Origin of the sequence: Epilithonimonas sp. (assembly GCF_032054305.1) — a bacterium.
Classification (GTDB): domain Bacteria; phylum Bacteroidota; class Bacteroidia; order Flavobacteriales; family Weeksellaceae; genus Epilithonimonas.
The window spans coordinates 1-23790 of the sequence record NZ_DAMBSX010000011.1 but is presented as its reverse complement, the minus strand read 5'-3'; the positions used below and the strand labels follow the sequence as shown (position 1 = coordinate 23790).

Here is a 23790-nt window from a genome sequence, read left to right as displayed (position 1 = left end):
TACTCTTAAAGTTAAAGAGTATAAGAATCGTGTCCTAACAAAGTTAGCAACTCCAAAGCACAAAAGCTGGCCTTATTAGTAAAATTCAATAGAAAAACTACCATTGAATTTTGCGCTTAAGCCGGCCTGAAGCTAAACCCGTGTTGGAAGCCGTATTTATTTTATCGCCATATAGTCATTTGTTAGATTTATCATCATTTTTTTTGTCAATTCTATTATTCTTTTTATTTCTTTACTTCTTAATCTTACAAGTTGGTTTATCTTCATTGATTTATCTCCTGTATTGTCAATATACTCTTGGTCAATTTGTCCATTGTTGTGAGTAAATAAATGTCTGATGTTAAACATTTTGTTCACAAAATTCTTTTCTTCTTCCGTTATTCCTTCAAATATATTTATGCCAAACCATTCATTAAGTTTTTCACTTGAACTCAAAATTCTCTGAAAACTTATTGAACCAATTTCCTTTCTTCTTTTATCTGTTAATGGAAGCAAAAGCAAGTGTTTTCTTATCTCGTTTGCCAAGCCCTCAAACTCCGAAACACAACGTAAAAGTTTTTCCCATTCAGATTCCCTTTGATGTCTATCCTCAATATTCTCGTCAACGTCTTTAAACCTCACTTCCAAAGATGTAATTTTTCTCGTTGCGACATCGCTACAATTATGAGTACCACATAGTGAGCATTTTCCATATTCTCCAAGAATGTCAGTTTCACTTTTACAATTATTGCAAGTAAATTTATTTTGTTGAGTTTCCTCTTTATAAACCCAAGGTGACACAGTATTAGATGGTAAATTATTTGCTATTTCATCTAAGTCAATTTTTACTGATTCACCTTTTGAAAAAGCTTCAATTTGGGTTCTTACGAAACTTTTAACGAAGTCTTTTTGATTTTGAGTAAGGAAATTTTTAAAATCATCTTTGTGTCCGCAATAAGGACAATAGTTACTTTGTGATACAGAACCAGTTCTAAAATATGATTGGCATTTGGGACAACTTTTCCCAAAAAAACCTTCATCATCAGAAAACAGACTAACTAATACTGATGGTTGTTTATAAATCATCTGTTGACCCATTCCAACAAATGCAACTATATCAAGTATGTTTCCTTCATAGTCAACACAAACTTGATAAATCTTAATACAAGTTGAATTATTATTTGTAATCCGTTGGGAATATTGACCACCTCGGTTTATAAACTCAACTATTGTTCCTGTCCTTCCAATTTCTGCAAATTCATTCATTTATATTGTTTTGTTAATATGGATCCTAACTATTGAATTTACGCATTGCGCCAATCTGATATACATAACTTGCGTCAAGCCATTTCTACTGCTAATATAAAATTAATTTTTATGACTTATTATCAATTATTTATAAATATTTCAATCATATTTTTAATTTGGATCGGCGAATATTTTATTTAAAAATCAATATTATATTAATAACGTCCTATTACTCCGAAAGAATTTGAAAGTAAGAATTATAGTTCAAACTGAAAATATTTCGTGAATAAAAATTAATACCATAAATCTCATTACTAATAGATAAAATATTCATAATTTCCTTCCACCTTTTTTCTTTTCAATCGGAATATTTTCATTATTATAATTCAGATTTTCATTTCCAAATCGCAATAAAGATAAAAATTTAACACTGTTTTCTGAATCCTTGAAGATCTCATTAAAAGCTGAAAAAGGAATGTTATTTTCTTCACTTACTTTTTCCGCGATCTTCCCCATTTCAGAAATTAAAATCTGTTTATCATATCTATCGAGGTTAGGAAATCTATACCGGCTAAATTTGATTTCCTTTTCAAGAATATTGGTAACGGAATCTAAATATTTTTTCCTTTCTGAAGCAAAAACATTTGGCTCAGTCAATAGCACAGAATATTTATTTTTGAATGATTGAACTTCTTTATTTAAGCTATCAACTTTTGTTCTGAGTTCTGTAATCTGCTTGGACTTACATTCCAATTTTGTTTTATATTTATCAATAATACTTCTGTAACTTCGGAATGCTTTTTCATAATTCGCAATTGTTTTGTCAGTCTTAATCTTTTGAAAACCCAAGAAATCATTTTTCTTCACAATCAGCTCCTCTGATTTTGTTGAACTCATTTCAGATTTCATTATGTTAAACCTTTCTTCCAAAACTTTGAGATCTTCTTCTTTCTGTTGAATCTTAAACTCAATAGCTTCCAATCTTCCTTTGGAACCAGAAATACCTCTCTCCATATTCAGGCATTCAGCTGTGAGATCCTGCATTTTTGAATAATGGAAGGATTGGTGTTTGAGTGTTTACCAGTTTCTAGATCTTGCCAGTCCGCCACCAGATGAGCGTGATAATTTGGTTTCCATTCTTTCGTGTCTTTATCGGTATGACCTTCGTCTTTATGAATAGCAATTTGAAAAACACGAATTTTCAATTCTTCTTCCAGTCTCTTCGCCAAGTTTTGAAGTTCCAACATCGTTGTATTTTCTTTGATAACAACAACTGCTTCCCGAACTGGCATTGCATTCTTCTGCAATTTCCTTCCGGACTTTTCTTTGCAATACGCTTCGATCTTTTGGATTCGGTCAGCTATTTTCTGCTCCATCCAATATTCATTCTTTAGTGTCAGATCTTTACGGATATAATCAAAAGTTTTTTTCCTGAAATTATGAGTTTCAGAATCCGATTTGACTGCTTTGAAATTAATTGAAGTCTTCATTAGTTCTCATCTTTTAATTTTGCGCTGTATATTTCGATCAAAATTGTTGTAGAAAAATTGTATTGCATTCCATTTTACCTGTACATATTTTACGCAACTCCGAGAATAGACCTGTGTATTTTTTACGCAGGTTGGTACCAGTCAACCTTATGCTATTTTATTCAGGTTAAAGCCTCGCAGAGCGTATTTGAAACTTTGTTGGGAGGAACGACCTTCAAAGTTGCGAATGCGCTCCTAACTTCTGCGGGCAGTTGGTAAAAAATACAGCACGCTTTATCAACGTTTCCTTTTAAAACCATTTGAATTTTTAAGTTCAGGTTCCTGATTTCTTACTTGTAATTCGTCCGCTTCAGGAAATTTTTCAGATCGCTTTCCTAATTTATTAGGTACATTATTTTTTATTCTATGTATCAAAAATTCGTTGAGATCTTTATGATTAGAATAAAGTCCGGAATGATCTTTCGCTTGCGAAAAAGATTTTATGATCTGAGATTTACATTTAATTCCTGCATTATCGTTGTCGAGAAACAGATTGATATCAGAGTAGTTTTTCAAATGGTCTATGGATTTGTTTAAAAGAGCAATGGAATTCATTACGAGAATATCCCCTCTGAATGATTTCTGCATTTCTATAAAAGACAAGGCATCCATAAAGCCTTCAAAAACTGCTACACCCCTGGTATTTTCATCTTCAAGATTTGATGTATCCTGTATATTACTATTGAGATTAAGCATTGAAATATCCTTTTTCAACAACGAACCTTTATAAAAAGAATTACGAAGCTCAATGCCTCCGGATAAATTTTCGAATCCGATGGCATACAGTTTCTTGTCTCCAACTGTAAATCGTACCTCTTTTATATAGTTATAGATTTTAGGACTTAATCCGCGTACCTGCAAATATTTTTTCAGGTTTGGATTATGGATATTCAATATTTCATCAATTGTGTAATTTGGTTCTGACTTTTTGATCTGTTGTTGCTGATGAAAAGAAGAAAAATTTTGTTTTTGCGCCCAGTCCAAAACTTCATTGACCGCAGCGTTCAAATACCTCTTCATAAAGTCGGTGTTGTTCCCGCCGACACCTTCTGAATGGAGATACCAGGCATTAATTCTTTTATCTAGTTTAAAAGAGGCTTGGGATTCGCTGGCAAATGGGTTGAGATACCAAGCTTCTTTTTCATTTTGTTTCGTTGGAAGGTGTCCGAGAGAAAGGAGGACTTCTTCCAACGATATGCTGTTGAATTGTTTGCAGTTCATTATTGTAATTTTTAATGTTTTTTAGTAATAAATAGTTTGTGTACTCTCGGCGAAAGTGGCTGAGTTTGTTTTTGAGTAATTTTTGATGACTTGATGAGAAAGCCTTGTAAAAAATTGAATAACAACACCTTAAACTCTCATCAAAGTCTCATCATTTCATCAAAGTGAAAATATTCCTCTCATCATCCTCTCATCAAAAATCAAGGTTTAAAAGTTTGATGAGGCTTTTGATGAGATGTAACTAATTGATTTTATTTTCATTATCAATTAGTTCATCATTTCATCAAATCTTTGAAGAATAAAATTCCTCTCTACTGTAAAATATCTTCCTGTTTTGTTCTGTTGGAAAAAACCTAAACCATAATCGAGGTCGTATTTGATATAGGCCAAAGAATTACTTTGAGGTTCGAGTTTCCAGTTTTCTTTCAGTATTTTCCGAACATCATTAACTGTCCAGTATTGTTTGCTGAACATCTTACCAAGCATATTGAAAATGTCCTGCGGAATACAATTGATCTTGCTGTCTTCATTACTTTCGAAAAACTCATATAAAAGTTCAATGATCTTGGATTCGAGTTTGTTATTATTTTTCCAAACCAATTTCTGTAGAGCTTTAGTTCTGATCTGTGATTCTGTGAACCACATTCTTGTCTCCTTACGACTGTGGAAAGGTCTTTGAATTAAGTATCGAAGAAAATAAGGAATCTCTTTGTTAAGGTTTTTTAGAAATTCAGTGTTTTCGCTTTTGATTGATTTTACTTTGATAATCCAGAATCTGATCTCATTCTCATCGATTTGAATGAAGTTATCTTCATTATTGGAACAAAGAATAAATTTGCCAAAAAACTCAACTTCTTCACGGTCTTTTCCTTTTGCCTCCTTTTTATCTTTGTCAGTCGTAGAAAGATATTTTAAGCGTTCCGTGATCTCTTTTTTATCAAAGAATACTTCGTCGATAGCCACTATCAGCATCGAAGTCCAATCTGAATTAAATTGACTGCTGAATGAATCTCCTTTGATGTATGTCATATTTAATCCAAAAATGGATTTAAGCCATTTGATGAAAGTTGATTTTCCAGTAGCTCTTTCTTTACTTACCAAGCAAAGAATTGGAAGTATCTGCGTTGGATGTTCAAGCAATATCTTTATGTAATCTAAACCTAGCTCCAATTGCTCTCCGAAAATATGCTCCATAAATTTTAGTGAGAATGGAATTGTGTTTTCTAAAGCTTCAGGACTTATATTTTCATTGATTGGTTGATAGGGAATTTCATTGTACATATTGTAGAATCCGTCAATGATCTGTTTATAGTTAAGATGAGAAGGAATACAGCAGAAACCATCGTACTTTGAAACTTTTGAAACGTAGATTTTTCCGTGGTCGCTAATTATCGTTTCACGATTCCATCGCACCAAAATTGATATCTTGTCTCCCGAGATCAATGGTTTCTCAATAGTTTTATAATAGGTTGTTCCTACTCTGAGATATGGGATTTTTTCGCTCATATTTTTAAGGTTTGATTCTGTACAGAAATACAGAAAAGTGAATTACAATGCTTGATAAGTAAAGTCTAATCTACCTTCTGTACTTAAGCGATTTGACCTCGTTTAAAGCATCCATCAGATCAAAATGGTTGACCCTGTAGAATCGTCCGATTTGTTCCGCTTTGATGTTACCTTTTAAAATGTGTGAGCGTACGGTCTGGTAATCGAGCTTTAGAATTTCTGAACACTCTTTGATAGAGTACAGTTTCTTTTTCAACTCAATTTCAGGTTCATTTTTGAGAGAATAGAGCAAGTCTTTTACTTCCCCTAATTCGTCGAGAATGGTTTGGAATGGATTTGTTGTCTGCATAATCTGTGATATTTATTTGCAGACAAAATTGTAGTATTGGAATAACTAATTATGCAATTCTACTCAATTGCGTGAAGTTTAATGAGTGGTTTAAAACAAATTGAAATCAGAATAAAAGCTGGAGAGTCGTAGCATATCAAAGAATTACCGTTTGATTTCTTCAAGTCCCTAGATCATCGTCTTGACGAGTTTCGCTTAATGATGGAGTTACAAAAGAATCATCACTCTTTTGCATAACACCAACTAGTATTAAAGGAAGTACCCATAATGATTTTATAGATAGCTTTGTTAAGGGAATTGTATTAAACTCTTTAAATAACTACAAATGTTAGAGCAAACACAGCTACGGTCGCAATTGTTGATGATACCAGACGTCAGCCCATAGCAATAAGTTTAACTTCTTGTACGTGTGGATTATTCTTTCTCTAGGTTTATTGGAGCAATTTCACTGGGCAGCACACTGTTATGACCTTGGCTCTCTTTGTCCGAACCAACGCCTAATCTTTTCCATTGATATTCCTGCGCAAAGCTATCAACACTATGAAATTCGCCCCTTGCGCCAACACTGTTGTCCGAAGACTTGAACTATCCAAGTAGGATCTAATTTGATAGAGTTATTCGCTGCAAAACTGTAAGATTATTAGTGTTTTCATCTCTTGTTCTTGGGGTTCATCATTCCAAAATGTCCCACATATGGCATGTAGAATATTGTGCTGTAATAATACCTTTCCGTATCTTGAAATTCTTAACCATCAGCTTTTATGATCGCTTTGATTACATAATTGTGATGTTTATTATTATCTAGCAGAGTCAATTAAAATCAACTTGTTTCTCTGCACTTTGTATTTATATACTGGATAAATTAAATCAATATTAGGAGGTTCTCCTTCAAAAATATATGATTCAATATTATCCTTTATATAATTATTGACAAATCTTTTACTCAAATTTTGACTATCAATTAAGTAAGAAGGTTTAAGAACTCTATTTTTATAGATTCCAAAACTATTTTTTGACTCAACACCTATTGAACTAACTGTTATAGTAAGTAGCGTATCCTTTGGATGAGAAAAAGCAATCTCATAAATAAATAATTTATATAAGTTATCTTTGGGTATAGGATTCTTTTTCTGGTATTTTAGTATTTCTGAATATAAAGAGTCTTGAAAAAAAGAAGAATCTATTTTTTCTTTTTTACAACTAATTAACAAAATAAATACAACTGTAATTAAAAATATTTTCATTTTTTCAAATCTTTACTTTCGTTAACTTTTTTAATTAAATATATTCCCATTCTTGTCACATTATATAAATTTGATGATTTAGGAAAAAAGACATAATTCTGATTATAATCATATTTAACAGCATTAGCATAATCTCCACCTGAACCATAATAAACACCATTTTCCCTTGCTCCCATTGCATTTAATTCTGTATAACTTTCTTCATATTTTGATATAAAAGGATGATTATGATATTTTCTATTAACTCCCTTATCAACGCCAATTTGTGATGGTCCAGGTGACGAACCTCTTTTATTGTAGGTTTGTAATGACATATATCGTTTATCTCCCAAATTAAAATCTGTTAAGGAAAACTCCACATTAGTAGCATTTTTAGCAGAATAATAAAAAAGATTAAACATATCATCTTCCACCTGGGACGAGTATTCCTTTATTGCCTGGTGATAAGGTCCGTAACCATATTTGTTATCATCTTTATTACCATCTCTATAATATTGTAATTGTCCAACCAAGCCTTTAGTTTTTATTCTTATTCCATCTTTATAATCTCCTTTTTTATCGCCATTGTTATCATTAATTGATCCTGTTTTACTATTATAACCATAAACCAAATCATCACCCTCTTGTTTTTTGGCTAGAATAAATTTTCCATTTTCATCTAACAAATAAACATCCATTCCATCTTTATCAATAAATTTTATTGGATTATTTAAAACATAATTATATGTAGAACAATCGAAGAATTTTTCGCTTAATGGATCTATCACACCCCATCTTGCAATATCAGGCATATAAAATCTAGCTCCATAATCATACGTTCCCGTCTCCTGTAACTCCTTACCGTTGTACTTGTAATTGTAAGGAATCGCCATGGGATCATATAAAGACACCTGGCCAAAAGGCTTCAGGAAACTCATTCCGAAAGGATAATAATCATTCCTGTCCCTTATCTCCAGATCGTTGCCATTCTGCACATAGCTTACCCTCACATTCCCAAGGTGGTCTTTGTATTGATAAATATAGCGCAAATTCTCGAAATCATAATAACCTTCTGCCGTTGGAAAAAAAGAAAGTATCATATTGTCAACTTCGGGGGTTCCAGGGTCTACAATGGCTACAATCCCTCGTTCCAGATCAGGTAAAAACGCCTCTTCTTCGCCAGCTTTAGAGGCTGCCATGGTAGCATCGTCCGGCTCTTCAAGTGCTTTTCTTATTGGGTCCGTATTCGGGGTAGAATATTGGAAACCGTCAAGATACTCTGTATTGATGATCTTTGTTCCTGATGAGTTGGTCAAAACAAATTTCTTCTTGACCTTAACGCCATCTGCCCTGTAGTAATAATTCGTAACATTGGCATTTTGGTTGATCTGTTTCGGCAGGTTCAAAAAGTTATATGCAATGGCAGAAATGTTCTTGTCCGGCATTGCCGTCGTGTTTCCATTCGGATCATATGTCATTGTCTGCCCGCCCCCTTCGTAGCCACTACTGTTTCCGGAAGCATCGGTGATATTTGTTACCCTGTTTCCAATATACTGATAGCCCAGATTGTCTACAACAACCGGAGTATAGTATTTGCCGTGCTTCCCACTTCTGATCAATGTTTTGATATTCCCGTTGAGGTCATAGGTCAGTGCTTCATCATTGATATGGGTTTCCGGCAATGCGCTTCCAGGGTCTTGATAGTTGCCCTTTAACAATCTATTTAGCCTGTCATATTGATACCCATAGCGTTTAAGCGAAACATCTCTTGAGATCCAATCCACTTCCGCAATGTTACCATTGTATTTTGCTGCTCCTAAAGAAGGATTTTCGGGATCATTGTAGCGGATATTATAACCAAACAGCTTTCCATTGTTCAGAACATAAGATTCATCTGCTGCATCATAAGCTATATCTCCGCTGTTGATGCCTGTCATCCAGCCCCGGATGTTGTAAGTATAATCGACCGTTTGCAAAGGTGTGCTGGCAGAACGTCCTACCTCTTTATTTACCAGTTGCCCAATCTCATTATAGGTATTTTTGGCAAGGGAAACGACAGGTGTTTTGCCCACTACCTCGTGGTAATGCTCCAAAAGGCGGTTTTGGCTGTCATAAACAAAATCTTCCTTTACCACCAGTTCCACATCGGCATTTCTTCTTTTGTGGTAGGTCATTGTTTTCTGAGGAACGCCTGCAAAATCCAGAAGAGATTCTGTTTTAGTATAGCCTCCCATATGATTGATGCTGTGCGTACCAATCGTTCTTCCTTTGGCATCGTACCAGATGTAGTTTTTTGTCCAAACATTGGTCTCCACATTACTGACATAAGAAGCAGTAGGAAGGCTTTTTGTGCTGAGACTTCCTGTTTGAGGCATTACCGCCTGTGTCAGGATAGTGGTCGGGATTGCAGGCGTTCCTGTTGGGTAGGTATCATAATAATTGACCGATAATAGTTTGGTAATTGTGTTAGGGTAATTTTTGGTAACATCATTGTCATAATATACCAGTAATCCCGGCTGTGCAAAATTGGCAGTCGTTCTCTCGACATTGTTGGAACCCTTCCCATTAAAAGTGGTTTGCAGGCTGCTTCTTGTTCCGGAATCTGTAGTAATTCCCGTATAGGCGACTCTTCCAAACTTATCGTATTTTGTGAACACCCATTGTCCTGCTGCCAGCAAATTGGCATCCTGTGTCATCACCAATCTATCCTGATTATCATAGACCAGATACTCCCAGCCTTTGCCTGGTATCTTCTTCTCAACAAGGCGGTTTCTTCCATCATACCGGTACTGGAAGCACAGTTCGTCTAAATCCGCCTGTGTAAGAGTTCCTTTTACTGCTGCTTCTGGCTGGATCACGAATGCCAGTTGATTATATTCATTATAAATATAATAAGTGTCGGAATCTTTTGTGCCGTCATTTTTTCTTACTAAAAGGGTTTGACCTTCGCCGTTCTTAAATTCGATGCTTACATTGAGGTCTTCATCCGTTACTGTGTTTTTGTACAATTGGGCAGCCCCGTAGTTGCCGGACTGTGTAAGAACAGAGCTGGTGGCATTATTCAGCCAAGTGGTTGTAGTCACAAATTTTTTGACCTCAGTTGCGGTATTGGTTTCATAGCCGAAAGCGACAGGCTTGCTGCTCCATGCATTCCCAACTTGTATCTGCTGCTGGATTCTGTCCAAAGGAGAAGCCTCCAAAACCTTCTCAGAATAGATCTTTTCCGTTCCGTAAGGTGTAGAGGTCACATTTGCCAAAGGATTGCCATAGATAGCTCCATTGGAGCTTCCTGTTTGTGGAACTGGAAGGTAATCCTTGGTCTGCCTTCCAAACGGGTCATATTCTATTTTTGTAACAACATCATTGCCTAATGGTGAGGCATTTACACTAACTATCTGCTTCGGGCGTCCTAAGCCATCATAATAGGAGACAGTATGAAATTGTTTGGCAGTGGTGCTGCTTGAAGCTACAGGTTCCAGATAGGTTCTGCTCTGAATATAATTCTCTGTATTGGTTTGTGCATCATATAGTACTGATGCCAATAACGATATGGGTAAAATATATTTTTTCATAGCTATGTTTTTATTTATCGTATGAGAAACTAACCCCCACTGGTGTATTATTAGGAGGTGATGAACCGTTATTTGAACGTACCATAACATAGCCGTTGGTATCTACTGTGATCGTCCAATTGGTTTGATTTATTACTTTGACACTGTTTGGTCGACAGTTCGCACCGATATAACCAACAGACACCCCTGCTCCGCTTGTATAACTCATCCCCAACCCTGTTAAATCAGCTTTGAAGACCAGAATCACTTCTATATGATTTGGTTGAGTTTGTTGTATGGAGTTATAACCTTGCAGTGTTACATAATAGTTTGGTGCAAATTGACAGCTTAGAAATTCACAGCTTCCATTTTGATTGGCAGCCTGCTGACCGTTCTGATTGATTTCTGCAATAGCCATTTGATTAGCTGTCGCAATATCAACATAAGAAAAATATTTGTTCGATGGAACAACGTAAGTATAAGCGCCGCCAATCTGCCAGCTTGGACAATCATTTTTATAAATTTTACGTTCCTGCCTTTCGTTATAAAACTTTGTAGGCGCGTAATTATAATTAAACTCCTTAATAATATTATTGTCCTTATCCAAAATTCTTTCTAACCTGTTTGCTGTATCATATTTGTATTGCTCTACACTGCCATTTGGAAGGGTAATACTTTTTACGCCAATCAATGGGTCATAAGTGTAAGTAGTAATTTGATAACCAGATAGTGTAGAATCAGTGCGGAAAGCCATTAGAGCGGTAGTCAGATTCTGTTCTGTCGAGGAATCTATATCAGCATTAGATGCATTGATAATTACTGTAGCCAATGAACTTACTTGCGAATAAGTTGCACCAACTATCTTGGCTATTGGCTTTGTTTGATTATAGCCCCAAATAATTGCTGTTGGAATGCCTGCGTTGGTAGTATATTGTTGTGGGTTACCTTTGCTATCGTATAGATCATACGTAACTTCCGTGGAAGCCGTACCACTTTGAACATCTGTAGAGAATATGGAAGTAGGCAATAAATTTGTTGCGTCCTCGTACTTGATTTCAATTTTGGAAATGGTTGTACCATTCCTTTTGATTTCCGTCTCAAGTGGAACCCCTACCATATTGGCATTTATCAGTTTTGTGTTGTTCTTCTCATAGGCGTAGGAATATAAGGTTTGCGAACTAGAAGAATCTGGAAAAGACGTTGTCTGAGAGGTCAACTGATGATGTGGCGTACTTTGATAAGTATTTTGAATAGTAGATGTCAAACTGCCATTCACATGATCCGTTGTAGTTACAGAATTAAGATAGGTGTGATGTGAAAAAATTGTATAAGCTGACATTTTGGAAACAATGTGCATCTGAGCTATCAGATCATACATAACATTATCAATTGGTGCTCCGTAGACGTCTGCTATATAACTTATAGAACGTATTTTATCAGTAAGCCTAGAAGGATTTGAATTGTAATTGTAAGTGACCTCTTTTATTAAATTCTTACTAGAATCATAATACTTTTCATTCAGAGGTTTACCTCTCTCAATTTCGAGATTATTATATTGTAGTTTGTCAAGGGCATTTTTTACAATACTTAGATTGGACGGTTCAAAAGCATTAATGTAACCAATATTTCCAACAATCAGCTGGTAATTGTTTGATTTTAGATCGGTCGTTCCGTTATCTTGATTTGAAAAAGTATGTTCTATAACTCCACCGTTATTTGATTTTTCATAGACTTTGGAATAAGTAATGTAATTACCTTTAGTATAATTTAGCGGAATATAAGATGATGACGACAATTTCCAATACTCTAGATTTCCATTGTTGATATTTCCTTCATCAAAATAATTAGGTGTACCTCCTGATACGCCGGATGAAGTGTTGATACCGTTGAGGTAGTCAGTCACATAAAAAAATTCCTTACTATCACTTGTGCCGTTTTCACTGGTAGTCATTTTTTTTACTCTCGCTCCTCCTGCTATCTTATTACCCGTTACATTAATATTGAATCCGTTGATCGTTCTTTCTAGAACTTTATTATAATTATGTGGTTCATACTCAATTAATGTATAGCCTTTTGTTGGATAGACAATTTTTTCTAAAAGTTCGGCAATGCCATATGTAAAATCAGGTTCCCTATATTGTGGATATGTCAGCATCTGCTGTCTGGAATAGGTATATGTAGAAGGATCTTGTTGTACGCTAGCCTGAAAATTTTTATTATTGTAATTGCCCCAATGATCGGTTCTGTTACTATTGAATGCTGGCAATTTCAAGGGGTTGTATTCAAAAGCATAGGTCTTTGTATTTTGAGGATCTCTACCAACATCAACCTTTAGCAATTTTAGTCTATTCGTTGGACTGTCTTCATAACTGAATGCTATCTTATCAGTTCTTATATTATTTGCTTTTATGACAATACTATCAAGCTTGTACCAGTGTTTTCTATCATTGTAATTACTTGGGTAGTGATGCGTATAACTATTTCCTATTTGTCCCCAAGGCACATTAAGATCCGTTTTGTAATCCAAGGCGTTAGAATATGACTTATGAAATTCTATTTCATTTTTATCAAATTTTATTTTACTCAAATATTTATAAAAATTTCGATCCATTGATAAATAATTAAAATCCCCCGAAGTATTACTTTGAGAAGCCATTGTTGACTTCGCCTTATATGTCGAGTAGTAAGCTGAACTATGAACTATATAAGTTGCTCTATTATCAAAAGAATATTCGAATTCTATATTTTTTCCGTTTGGATATTCAATTTTAGTTAGATACCAGCTTTTTACAAAAACACCGGGATTATAAGAAATATCTACCTTATCAATTCCTGTGATTTCTAATGCGTTTTGTGTCTTCCCGAAAGTATATTTTATGCCCTTTTGATCAGTTATTATAAAGCCATAAATGATTCTTTTCAAGAACCAATTTTTTTGATCTGTAGTTCCTCCATTTTCAAGAAAGGTAAAATCATATTTTAATTCTTCTTGGACGCTGAGGTCGAGATTTTCATTGGCCTTTATAATCCATTTCCCTTCATGGTTTTTAAAAAAGCTTCCATTGAGGCCATTTACGTTGAACATAAACTCATCTGGAGCCGGATTTGCTTCAGAATGACTGGGGAAAAGCGGAGTTAGAAAATCATAATATTCTACCATTTTTTGATCACTGTCCCAATTAGAAGTATTAAGACGTGAATAATGATCATAGTAAGAAAACACAGTAGGATCAACGTATCCGCTTCCGTAAAACTCATCAACACCTCCATTGACTTGTCGGGTAATTGCCCCTCCCACCGAAAGATTCCAACCTAGACCCACCCAAGAGGTTTGGAAGTCAGGCTTCACAGATGAAATGTTATAATTCAAAGAAATATCCAGATCATTGCCATAACTTTCATTCGAGAACAGTCCTACATTAATATTAGGCTGTCCAGTTGAAAGATTCATCGGAAACATTCCGAAAGTTCCGAGAGAAGCTACATTAGGGCTGGAAGGCATGTATTTTGGTACAAATGCTGCCCCCTCAACTATTTGGGCATTGATGCAAAGTGATAAAAAAGCAGTTATTACTAAAAATATCTTTCTCATAGTGTTTTTATTTCTTAACGATTTTGGTTGATAGTTTTTTCTCTCCAGTTAATACAGTCACCACATAAACACCCTGCGGAAGATTACCTGTATTAATTTTAGTGACCTTGTTTTGGGTTTTAAGGGTTTGTACTTGTTTGCCCGAAAAGTCGTATAAGTTTATATCCGCATTAAATTTTCCCTCTTCCAAACCGTTCAGTCCAATTTCAACATACGCATAGTTTTCCACCGGATTCGGGTATATTTTAATATCTTGATTCTCCACAAGGTCTTCCAGCTGCTTGTCTCCCAATTTCACGACCTTCCAGTTTTCTTCTCCCAAATGGTCTGCGCTGGTTCCGGCTAATAAGTAAGAGCCGTCACTTTGAAGCTTTGCTGCGGTCAAACGCTCTTGCTGCTTCTTATCCTTGCCCTCCACATATTTGCGCCATTCTTCCTTACCATTGGTATCTATGTATAGCATCCAGAACTTCTCATCATCTTTCTTCACTTTTTCCTCAGCTTGAGTGTAACCACCCAATAAAAATCCTTTGTCTTCGCTGAAATTATCCTTATTTGTCTTCCTTATAACATCAAGGCTCATCGCCACATCTCTGTTTCCAAAATTGTAACTTTTTTGCCATACCTCATTACCCGATTTGTCTAACTTAAGCAACCATAGATCTGTACCCTCTTTGATATTTTCCTTTTTGTTGCCCGATGATTGACTTCTGCTTTCTCCGACAACGATATAGCCGTTTTGGGTATTGGCAATACTTTTTGGTCTGTCGTCTCCACTTCCGCCATACGTCTTCTGCCACTCAACATTGGCGTTCTTGTCCAGTTTTACGATCCAATAATCTCCCGCTCCAAAATTCTCATCAGATTTACCAATAAAAGTTTTTACTGTTGAGGTTAACTCCGGTCTTGAAGTTTCATTTTGAGGATTGACACTTTGAGAACTATTGCCTTGAGCAGAATTTTGACTTTCAGAATTATTCAGGTTCTCGGATTTCCCGGAAGTGGAATAAACCAGCAGGACAGCCCCACCGTCCGGTGTCGGGATCATATCGGTTACCTCATCCAGAGATTTCCCCCCGAGAATAGTCGCTTGGATCTGCTTACCGTCTTTGTCCAATTTGGAAATGAAAACATCTTTAGAACCGAATAATTTTTTATGATCATTGACGTTGCCTGCAACAAAAAATCCCTGATCCGTAGATTGTACCACAGCAGAAACTTCATCATTACTTTTCGTCCCGAGGGTCTTTTGCCAAAGTTCTTCGCCATTTTCATTAAGGCGAACAAGCCAGACATCACTCCCCCCAAGATTGTTTTCCTTCTTATCACCGGATATATTGGAAAACGAGGAGCCAACCAAAACAAATCCACCTTCCTGAGTAGCAATAGAACTCATCAGATAATCGTGTCTAGAGCCCCCAAAATACTTTTCCCAAATCTTCTGGCCTTGTTGATCCAGCTTAAGAATATGGTAATCGTAACCATTGTTAATGTTCGGATTTTGCATCTGATTGCTGGCATTGATAGAAGAGCCGCAAACTAGAATCTGCCTGTCAATAGTAGAAGTCATTGTTACAAGAAAATCCTGTGTAGAAGAGCGAATGCTTTTTTGCCACAATGTTTCTTGGGCGTACGAGTATCCACTAGCTAGAAATCCCAAGCTTAATATAATTCTTTTCATTGGTTTGTTTTTATGTTTCTAAATTAATAATATTTCAGTGAACTTTACACAATATTATCAGAATAATTATGACTTTTATCAAAATTAGCATGAATTAAAGTTAAAAATTAGTTAAAATAATTAAATCATATAGTTGTTTGAAATCATACAGTGACTATCAATGGTAGTAAATCGATGTAATCTCAAGACTTAAAAGTCTTTTTTTAAAAATGAATTCTGTTTATGTAAAATTTTATATTTGACCTACTTTAGTTTATCCCTTAAATGGTTTAACGTACACACTCTCATAATTACTTAGAGTTTGTGAAATTTATTAAGTATATTTTTTTCAACTAAATTAAAAGAAATTACGAATGGTGAAATTTTTATACAATATAAATTAATTACTAATATTAAATATCTGAGATAATTCTTGGTAGATATTTTCTTCAAAGTCATTAGGTTTCACTGTTATTGCTCTTGAAAATGTTCCTTTGTCAAAATTCGTATTATATTCATTTTCCATAGCCTCAATTATTGTGGTATCTTGGAAATCTGGGTTAATAATATGATTGTCTTTTAGAAAACGGTGAATTCTTATGAATGAAGATTTCTGATCTACCAGCAGATTGTGATTTTCATCAATGAATTTTTTGTCTTTTAAAAAAGCGAGGAAAATTTTTGAACTTTTATCACCAATCATAATATCTGATAAACTAATTTCTCTATTTGTTTTGTGCTTTAAGGCAAAATATAGAAAAAGTGTAGTTTCGGCACCATTTAAAAAATTGCCCTGCAATTTCATTAGATTACTTGAACTTAACAGGCTGTTTGATTCTTTTTTATATTGATCCAAACAGTATTGGATCTTTTCTTCAAAATTGTGATTTCTTGATGCATCAATATTTTTGAAATGAAAACTGAAGAAGTTATCTAATTTTTCATATCTGATCAAAAACTCGTTCTTCATTTTTTCATTGAGAACAATTTCAGAGGATTTGTTTTTAGCTTTTTCAATTCTTCTTTGCAAAAGCTTATAAATTTTCTGACCTTTCATCCAGTAATAAATCATCATAGGATAGCCGACAAATTCTTCCCAAAGGTTCCAACGTCCGTAAAGCTTTTTTTGATCCATAATCTAACGTAGTGATTATTTAAAAACTTCATTCATATAGTTGATCTTATCATCTTCGCTTGGTCTGTAGTAAGCATTAAAGACCTCCAAACTAGTATGACCAGTGTAACTCATAATTACTTTATCAGGAACTCGTTTGTTCTTCATTATAGTGATGAAGCTTCTCCTTGCAGTATGTGAGGAAATTCTTGTCCAAAATTCAGCTTTTTGGTCTACCAACTCATCACCATATTTCATAGTTTTCTTTATTTCATCAGTAAATTCCAACTTTTTAAAAACCTCCTTAATATATTCATTCATCTTTTGATTTGTAATACTTGGAAGGTTATAATCATACTTTTCCAGTATTGATTTAGAAATACTGTTTAAAGGAATTGCTAAGTTTTTAGATTTACTTTTCAAATCAATAACCCGTATGAAATTACCATCAACATCACTTCTCGAAATCGTACTATAATTGCCAAACCTCATTCCTGTAGTACATCCAAAAACAAAAAGGTCACGCACCTTTTCCAACCTCCTATTTTCACTGAAGTCATAATTGTAGATGAGCTCAACTTGTTCATAATTTAAAGCTATTTCATCCGTTGTAAATTTCGAAGGTTTTTTGAAAGCAATAAAATTATTATTGTATGTATATTTTTTATTGAGAGCCCAAAGAAGAAAAGTTTTAAGCAGACCGACATTTCTGTGTAATGTATTTGCAGAATGCTTTTTTTCTTCAATACAATATTTTAAAAACTTATTATAAAGTTTATCATCAAATTTTCCCAGAGTGATCTTAACTTTACAATTGCTTTCAAAATCTTCGAGTAAATTCTTATTGCATTTGTAACGCTTTAATGTTGAGCTTGAAATCGAATTACCCGTATAGTCATTTTCTTTCTCATCTAAAAACTCCTGATAAATTCTAAAGAAATCACTTTTAACAGTGATTTTCTTAAATTTTTCATCGAATCTTTGTTTAAGAATATCGACGGTAAGTTCTTCATTAATGTTCTTATATCGATTAACAATCTCTGTAAAGAAACTACTGTAACGATCTAACTGCATCTTTAAACTACGGTGAATTTCTGCCCTTTTAGTCCTTCCGTTTAGGTCATTAGGTTGCCTGCCTTCAAAATCCCATTCGCTCGGTTTTATTTTCTCACCTGTAGAATAGATGAAGTTCTTATTTTCGTTGTTAAAAAATGAACGGAAATAAATTAGGGTTTCCTTTGTACTATTGGGTTGTTTGAGTTTGAAAGTGTAATTCATCAGGTGCCAGTTTAGGTGCTACTTCTTCTATATTTAAACATATAAACTAAGTATATTAGTTTATACAAATATAGTTAAAATACTGATAAATAGATATATTACATATTTTGAGATATGTTAAAATATAGTAGGTTCGAAAACCTCCAACTCCACATTTAACACTTAAAATCAGAGAATTACAGTGTTTTACACCCAAAAACACACCCAGTAATTTATTGGGTGTGTTTTTTGTTAATTAAATTTATAGTAATACATTATTGCAGAGCATAGTTTTGCACATTAAATTTTTTGACACAAAATATGATATAAAAATATTGATGCTCTTTATCGCATCGACAATTTTGTCTTACTCTTAAAAGGCACACAGTAAAAATATTTTAGATTTTTTTTCATTAGCGATACATCTTGATATCTTTTACAATCTTACTACCATAAAATTGCTTTTCATCATTGGTAAAACAATGAAACCATTAACATAATCTGTAATGATTTTTCTCATTTATTAAAAATTTAATATTTATTATTTGTAATATTATCTATCTTTAACATAATATCCAAACAAAATAACATCATGAAAAACTTTCTTTTTTTAGGCCTTTTATGTATTGGCCTTTTATCATCCTGTAAAGATGATGATACCCCTAACCAAAACACGCTTCCTGAAGCAACGCAATCAGGTAAAAATACTGGCGGAGCCTTAGTAGACAATAATATTTGGGTAGCAAAAATTGAGTCACCAGATCTTAACCCTGGAGGAAATAATACCAAGTACGAATTTGTTAATAATACATATCAACTACAAATAGTATTAAGACAAGTGAATGATACAAGCAACAGAATTGTCATCAATATTTCTGACAGTAATGAGATTACTTCTAAAACATATTCTGTTACAGCCTGCCGATATGAAAATCAATCTCAAGTGTTTGATGTTGGCATTGGTAATAATGATGGAATATTAAATATCACCAAATTTGATAAAGATAATAATATAATTTCTGGAAGTTTTAGTTTCACCGCTAACAATATAAATGGTAACAATAGTAAAGTCACTATTACCGAAGGTCGCTTTGATAAAAAATTCATAAACTAAAAACCATACTATGAAAACAAAATTTTACCTGATTATTCTATTATTCTTAGGCTTTTTAGGACTGGGTCAGATTGTAACGACACAACAGCAACAAATAGCAATTCCTGTTGATCCAGGAGACATTAACCAAATAAATCCTTTACAAAATATTTTCACTAATCTGGAAAAAGACAGAATTCCAAACGGATTGTTATTAGACGCAGCAATAGAATTTGCTCACTTTAAAAAATACGATGGTACTATCCCAGATAGCTCATATACCAGCTCAAAACTAGTGGTTGATGTATACAATACTTTATTAATGAGTCGTTTGTCTGCCAATTCCCAAATAACAAAAACTTCAGAACAATTTACAAGCGATTGGAAAAATGAACAACAAATTGATATTATTCCTTTAGGTGGGGTCTTTTATAGATATTCCGAGTTTTCCGAAATTACCCAGCAGAATTCAAAGAATACGGGTGATCCCGGAACATTAGTTATTAATAACAATCAAATCCAAGACAAGTATGTCAACGGAATCTGGCAAAATCCTTATGAAGAAAAATTTGTATTTGCTCTGGCTCCTTCAATAAACTCTTCTAATAAGTTCAATTTTAAAATTAAACTTCCTGATAATCTGTTTCTCAGCAATCAATCAACACAGATTCAGAAAATAGAATATAAACTCTCGGATAATCAACCATATCAATTGTTGCCATATAATCAATTGATCAATGCAAACTACACCGCCGAAGGAACATACCATTGGACATTTAAATTAACTTTGAATTCAGGTCAGATATTATATTCCCACACATTGTTTACCATTGATGGTCATTTAGATCAATTTGTTGAAATCTCTGATACATCGGCAAAAACTAGCAATCTTGACCAGTATACGAAAAAAGTAATAAGCAATGGGTTGTTTAGCAGAGCTACTCTTTATATTCAACTTGCACCTGGACATACTCAGATTACAAAACCATTAATAGTGGCTGAAGGATTTGATATGGGAAATATTATAGCACCTACGAGAGAGGCGGGATTAACCAATATCAATAATTTTAAATCTAGTTTAATATATCAAAATGATTCTGGGAGTGGTAACAATTATTCGTTATACTTTAATTTAAATGACAATTACGACATTATTTATGTTGATTGGAACAATGGGGTTGATTACATTCAAAACAATGCTGCTTTACTCAAAAAAGCAATACAATGGGTAAACGATAATAAAGCTGGTACAATAAAAAATGTTGTTTTAGGACAAAGTATGGGTGGACTTATTGCGAGATATGCTCTTAAAGACATGGAAGACAACGGTATCAATCACGATACTCAACTTTTCATTTCGCACGATAGTCCGCATTTAGGAGCAAATATACCTTTAAGTATCCAGTATATGCTGATTAATGTTTCTAAAACCTATATCAGGACTCCAATAGCCGGACCTTTGGAATTTATAGTACCTATATTTAACCAAGGTATATCAATCAATGATATTCTTACATTGACCGATACACCTGCGGCTAGACAGATGCTTATCAATTACGTGAATAAAAATTATCAGATAGATAACACTATCCACAATAACTGGCAGAATGAGCTTAAATCCAAAGGATATCCCCAGCAATTAAGGAAAGTAGCTATTTCAAACGGTAGCGAATGCGGAACAGATCAAACAATTAATGATTTATTGAGACTTTATAAGGAAACAGGCGAGCAACATTTGTTTTCAGATATTTTAGGTGTTTTGTTAGGTGTGGGAACCGGACGATTGGATATGATCATTTTAGCTTCTTTACCCGGAAGTTCTAAATATGTTTTTGATTTTACAGCACGTCCTATGATAAATCTTAATGAAAACAAACAACTGTATTCGGGAAGTATTAAATACAAGAAGAAAATACTTTGGTTTATAAACGCACAGGTTTCCCTACTAAGTGGTAGCAGGAATCAGCCCTCAAATATATTCCCTATAGACAAATATGGCGGGGGAAAATTCATATTGGCACAGGACGAATTGCCAGGCTTTATTAAAGATAACCTTGATATGCGTCCCTTTAGCTTTATCCCTACTCCAAGTGCACTAGATTATAAATTTGGTAATGTTACATTAGGAGAAAGTGATTACCAAAAATCTTTTTCACCTGTAGATGATGCATCCAATGTCCCATTTGCTAATTTCGTTGCAGAAAAAATGGATTTTAATAATAATCACATATCCTTTAGTCAGAGAAATGGACAATTCTTTATCAATCAATTATCAAATTCTACCACCACTCAGAACCAAACGCTAACGACAGCATTTTTGTGTGGAAGCAAAGTGAAAATTGGGGGTGAAGCACTATTGTGCGGCAATAATAATGCAATCTACACAACAGGCTTTGCACCTAACATACAGTGGTCTGTCATAAATGGTCAAAATCTTATTGACATAACCGGCCCAAGTAATCAACCACAGATAAGTATCATACCTAAATCAAATGCTAACGGGTATGTCAAATTGCAGGCATATTTAGCTGGGGACGGTGCCAGCAATACTGTAACAAAAGATATATGGATCGGAAAGCCATTAGCAGGTGTTACACAGATAAACAATCCTAATTATTATAATGAAACTCACTTTTATCTTGATTCAAGCACACTTAACTTTCAGGATATAACAAATATTCAATGGACTAAAATATCATCTAACCCTATTGCGGGAGTAACATTACTTGCAAGTCAGGGATCTACAACAGGAATGGCAAAAGGACCAAATAATAGTTGGGCGATGGAAGCGAAAGTTGATATTACAAACAGTTGTGGTACGTTTACATTATACACAACTCTAACTCCTCCACCAGCTGCACCTTGTGAAACTTTTTCACTTGCAAAAACCGAAGAATCTTCCGACAGTTATGCAGTGTTAAAAATAATAGAACCGCCTTGTTCTTCAAACAGGACAGTAACTGCAAAACAAGGAGACCAATATCAGATAACTGTAGCAAATAGTTTGGGAACTATTGTAATTTCAAAAACAGGAGATACATTTGACTTGCAGAGTTTCTCTAATGGTGTGTATGTTGTGAATATTTCAAAAGACAATAATACTTTAATAAATCAAACACTTATAAAAAATTAACATCATTTAAAATAACAAAGAGACTGCCTTTTGGCAGTCTCTTTTCACTTAATATGCTATCGTTGCATTTTTCTACTATTTATTTCTTCATTTCTTGAAAAATTATTTCTCAAACTATTTCATTGTCTTAGAGCCCGTTATAGCATTGGCAAAATTTTCAACAATTCTTTTCGAGGATATATTTTTCTCAATGGCTTTCAATTCAGATTGCTTCTGATTCTTCTCTTGTTCCAATTTTTGATTTTGCTCATGAAGATTTCGGTAATATTCAGATGTAGAAATATGCTTAGCTTCAGAGCCTTCAATCCCTCTTCTTAATCCGTATTTTGCCATTGCTGCAGCATACGTGTTTTGATAGTGCTTCAGCTTATTTCTTGCCATTACATCATCTGCACAAAGTTGGTTAGCATTTGAATTCTTCTTTTTATAGGTCAGAGGATTGCTGTCTTTTTTTGTTTTTCTTCTTTCTCCTGTGACTATGGGAATTATTGTAGCATGGATATGGGGCGTTTTTTCATCCATATGAAGAACAGCAGAAACCAAATTCTCTTCCCCAAAAGTTTCTTTCAGCCAATGAAGATTATCTTTACGCCAGTGGCCCAATTGTTTATTTTTCTCAATAGCTTTCATTGTCTCATGAGTTCCAGACAACATAATACGAATAGCTCTGACCTGATTGGTTCCTATCTTTTAATATTTATAATAGAATAATTTCTCTGATAACAAAGGCAATCCAAAAGCCAAGATATAAATTAGCATAGCAAGCCTAAATTAAAAGAACTTTTCAAATGTTTTGAAATTAAAAGGGTTCTATAGTCATTATCGATTGCTTCGTAAGCTTTCGCATAGAAATAATCAATCCAATCATCTTAATTTTTTTTAAAAGTATGTTGTTCCCATCTTTATCTTCACTTTGAAAATACACGTTACTAATTTGATACTATCAATAAAATCTTCATTTTGAGGTACGTATTTGAGACTTACAGTTTGTAACGTTACCCACTCAATGAGTGGGAAGGGAAACTGCTATGACAATGCTGTAGCGGAGAGTTTTTTCAAGACTCTGAAAACCGAACTTGTCTATCAAAATAAATATGAAACTAGAGACCATGCCAAAAACTCTGTGTTTGAATATATAGAAACATTTTACAACACCCAGAGAAGGCATTCTGCCTTAGGAAATTTAACCATAAGAGAGTATCAAAATTTAATGTCTAATCAATCTAAAAATGTAGCATAAAGAAGTATATAAATTTTGTCTCAAAAATAGTTGCAAGTTCAATGACCAGCCGATAACTTTTCTGTCATATAAATCAATGACTGTTGTGAGATACA

General features: G+C 34.1%; 15 protein-coding genes and 1 pseudogene. 3 read left to right on the top strand and 13 right to left on the bottom strand.

The genetic code is table 11. From position 1 onward, the window contains the following. Positions 1 to 156: 156 nt before the first annotated feature. The 12 genes from RTX21_RS17945 to RTX21_RS17890 form a co-directional block, all read right to left on the bottom strand. Complete coding sequence (locus RTX21_RS17945; RefSeq protein WP_312769907.1) at positions 157 to 1245, bottom strand: hypothetical protein; 1089 nt, start codon at positions 1243 to 1245, stop codon at positions 157 to 159. A 312-nt stretch (positions 1246 to 1557) separates the two neighbouring features. Beyond that, positions 1558 to 2271, bottom strand: coding sequence for a hypothetical protein (locus RTX21_RS17940; protein WP_312769904.1), 714 nt, complete (start codon positions 2269 to 2271; stop codon positions 1558 to 1560). Then, the gene (locus tag RTX21_RS17935; RefSeq protein WP_312769903.1) at positions 2244 to 2717 is read right to left on the bottom strand and encodes a hypothetical protein; all 474 of its coding nucleotides are present in this window, start codon (positions 2715 to 2717) and stop codon (positions 2244 to 2246) included. The genes RTX21_RS17940 and RTX21_RS17935 overlap by 28 nt, the downstream gene beginning before the upstream one ends. 276 nt (positions 2718 to 2993) lie before the next feature. Then, positions 2994 to 3977: a toprim domain-containing protein gene (locus RTX21_RS17930; RefSeq protein WP_312769901.1), complete on the bottom strand. Its 984-nt coding sequence runs from the start codon at positions 3975 to 3977 to the stop codon at positions 2994 to 2996. Between the two features lie 267 nt (positions 3978 to 4244). Next, positions 4245 to 5483 (bottom strand): DUF5906 domain-containing protein, encoded by a 1239-nt coding sequence (locus RTX21_RS17925; RefSeq protein ID WP_312769898.1) that lies wholly within the window; start codon positions 5481 to 5483, stop codon positions 4245 to 4247. A 70-nt stretch (positions 5484 to 5553) separates the two neighbouring features. Next, positions 5554 to 5832 carry a helix-turn-helix domain-containing protein gene (locus tag RTX21_RS17920; RefSeq protein ID WP_312769896.1) on the bottom strand — a complete coding sequence of 93 codons (279 nt, stop codon included), beginning with the start codon at positions 5830 to 5832 and terminating at the stop codon, positions 5554 to 5556. A 797-nt stretch (positions 5833 to 6629) separates the two neighbouring features. After that, a complete protein-coding gene (locus RTX21_RS17915) occupies positions 6630 to 7076 on the bottom strand; it encodes a hypothetical protein (RefSeq protein ID WP_312769894.1) in 447 nt (148 codons plus the stop codon). Further along, positions 7073 to 10627, bottom strand: a complete 3555-nt coding sequence (locus tag RTX21_RS17910) for a DUF6443 domain-containing protein (protein WP_312769892.1) — start codon at positions 10625 to 10627, stop codon at positions 7073 to 7075. The genes RTX21_RS17915 and RTX21_RS17910 overlap by 4 nt, the downstream gene beginning before the upstream one ends. A 10-nt stretch (positions 10628 to 10637) precedes the next feature. Continuing rightward, a complete protein-coding gene (locus tag RTX21_RS17905) occupies positions 10638 to 14198 on the bottom strand; it encodes a DUF5977 domain-containing protein (RefSeq protein ID WP_312769890.1) in 3561 nt (1186 codons plus the stop codon). A 7-nt stretch (positions 14199 to 14205) separates the two neighbouring features. Next, positions 14206 to 15879, bottom strand: coding sequence for a T9SS type A sorting domain-containing protein (locus tag RTX21_RS17900; protein ID WP_312769888.1), 1674 nt, complete (start codon positions 15877 to 15879; stop codon positions 14206 to 14208). A 379-nt stretch (positions 15880 to 16258) separates the two neighbouring features. Next, entirely contained in the window at positions 16259 to 16828 is a 570-nt protein-coding gene (locus RTX21_RS17895; protein WP_312769886.1) for a hypothetical protein, read from the bottom strand. Positions 16829 to 17008: 180 nt separating this feature from the next. Then, entirely contained in the window at positions 17009 to 18250 is a 1242-nt protein-coding gene (locus RTX21_RS17890) for a tyrosine-type recombinase/integrase (RefSeq protein WP_312769885.1), read from the bottom strand. Positions 18251 to 18821: 571 nt separating this feature from the next. Between RTX21_RS17890 and RTX21_RS17885 the strand changes: the two genes are divergently transcribed. Further along, complete coding sequence (locus RTX21_RS17885) at positions 18822 to 19343, top strand: hypothetical protein (protein ID WP_312769884.1); 522 nt, start codon at positions 18822 to 18824, stop codon at positions 19341 to 19343. Between the two features lie 10 nt (positions 19344 to 19353). After that, positions 19354 to 22455, top strand: a complete 3102-nt coding sequence (locus tag RTX21_RS17880) for a T9SS type A sorting domain-containing protein (protein WP_312769883.1) — start codon at positions 19354 to 19356, stop codon at positions 22453 to 22455. 114 nt (positions 22456 to 22569) lie between these two features. On the opposite strand, the gene mobV is transcribed toward RTX21_RS17880, so the two are convergent. Beyond that, positions 22570 to 23142, bottom strand: a complete 573-nt coding sequence (gene mobV, locus RTX21_RS17875; RefSeq protein ID WP_312769908.1) for a MobV family relaxase — start codon at positions 23140 to 23142, stop codon at positions 22570 to 22572. 316 nt (positions 23143 to 23458) lie between these two features. On the opposite strand from mobV, the pseudogene RTX21_RS17870 reads away from it, so the two are divergent. Continuing rightward, positions 23459 to 23695 (top strand): annotated as a pseudogene (locus tag RTX21_RS17870) (IS3 family transposase); the annotation flags it as partial. Positions 23696 to 23790: the final 95 nt, after the last annotated feature.

Excerpts from the sequence above, each read along its gene's own strand:
- RTX21_RS17940 (WP_312769904.1), bottom strand. The coding sequence starts at position 2,271 with ATGCAGGATCTCACAGCTGAATGCCTGAATATGGAGAGAGGTATTTCT.
- RTX21_RS17935 (WP_312769903.1), bottom strand. The coding sequence starts at position 2,717 with ATGAAGACTTCAATTAATTTCAAAGCAGTCAAATCGGATTCTGAAACT.
- RTX21_RS17920 (WP_312769896.1), bottom strand. The coding sequence starts at position 5,832 with ATGCAGACAACAAATCCATTCCAAACCATTCTCGACGAATTAGGGGAA.
- RTX21_RS17915 (WP_312769894.1), bottom strand. The coding sequence starts at position 7,076 with ATGAAAATATTTTTAATTACAGTTGTATTTATTTTGTTAATTAGTTGT.
- RTX21_RS17905 (WP_312769890.1), bottom strand. The coding sequence starts at position 14,198 with ATGAGAAAGATATTTTTAGTAATAACTGCTTTTTTATCACTTTGCATC.
- RTX21_RS17885 (WP_312769884.1), top strand. The coding sequence starts at position 18,822 with ATGAAAAACTTTCTTTTTTTAGGCCTTTTATGTATTGGCCTTTTATCA.
- RTX21_RS17910 (WP_312769892.1), bottom strand. The coding sequence starts at position 10,627 with ATGAAAAAATATATTTTACCCATATCGTTATTGGCATCAGTACTATAT.
- RTX21_RS17900 (WP_312769888.1), bottom strand. The coding sequence starts at position 15,879 with ATGAAAAGAATTATATTAAGCTTGGGATTTCTAGCTAGTGGATACTCG.
- RTX21_RS17890 (WP_312769885.1), bottom strand. The coding sequence starts at position 18,250 with ATGAATTACACTTTCAAACTCAAACAACCCAATAGTACAAAGGAAACC.
- RTX21_RS17880 (WP_312769883.1), top strand. The coding sequence starts at position 19,354 with ATGAAAACAAAATTTTACCTGATTATTCTATTATTCTTAGGCTTTTTA.
- RTX21_RS17930 (WP_312769901.1), bottom strand. The coding sequence starts at position 3,977 with ATGAACTGCAAACAATTCAACAGCATATCGTTGGAAGAAGTCCTCCTT.
- RTX21_RS17925 (WP_312769898.1), bottom strand. The coding sequence starts at position 5,483 with ATGAGCGAAAAAATCCCATATCTCAGAGTAGGAACAACCTATTATAAA.
- RTX21_RS17945 (WP_312769907.1), bottom strand. The coding sequence starts at position 1,245 with ATGAATGAATTTGCAGAAATTGGAAGGACAGGAACAATAGTTGAGTTT.
- RTX21_RS17895 (WP_312769886.1), bottom strand. The coding sequence starts at position 16,828 with ATGAAGAACGAGTTTTTGATCAGATATGAAAAATTAGATAACTTCTTC.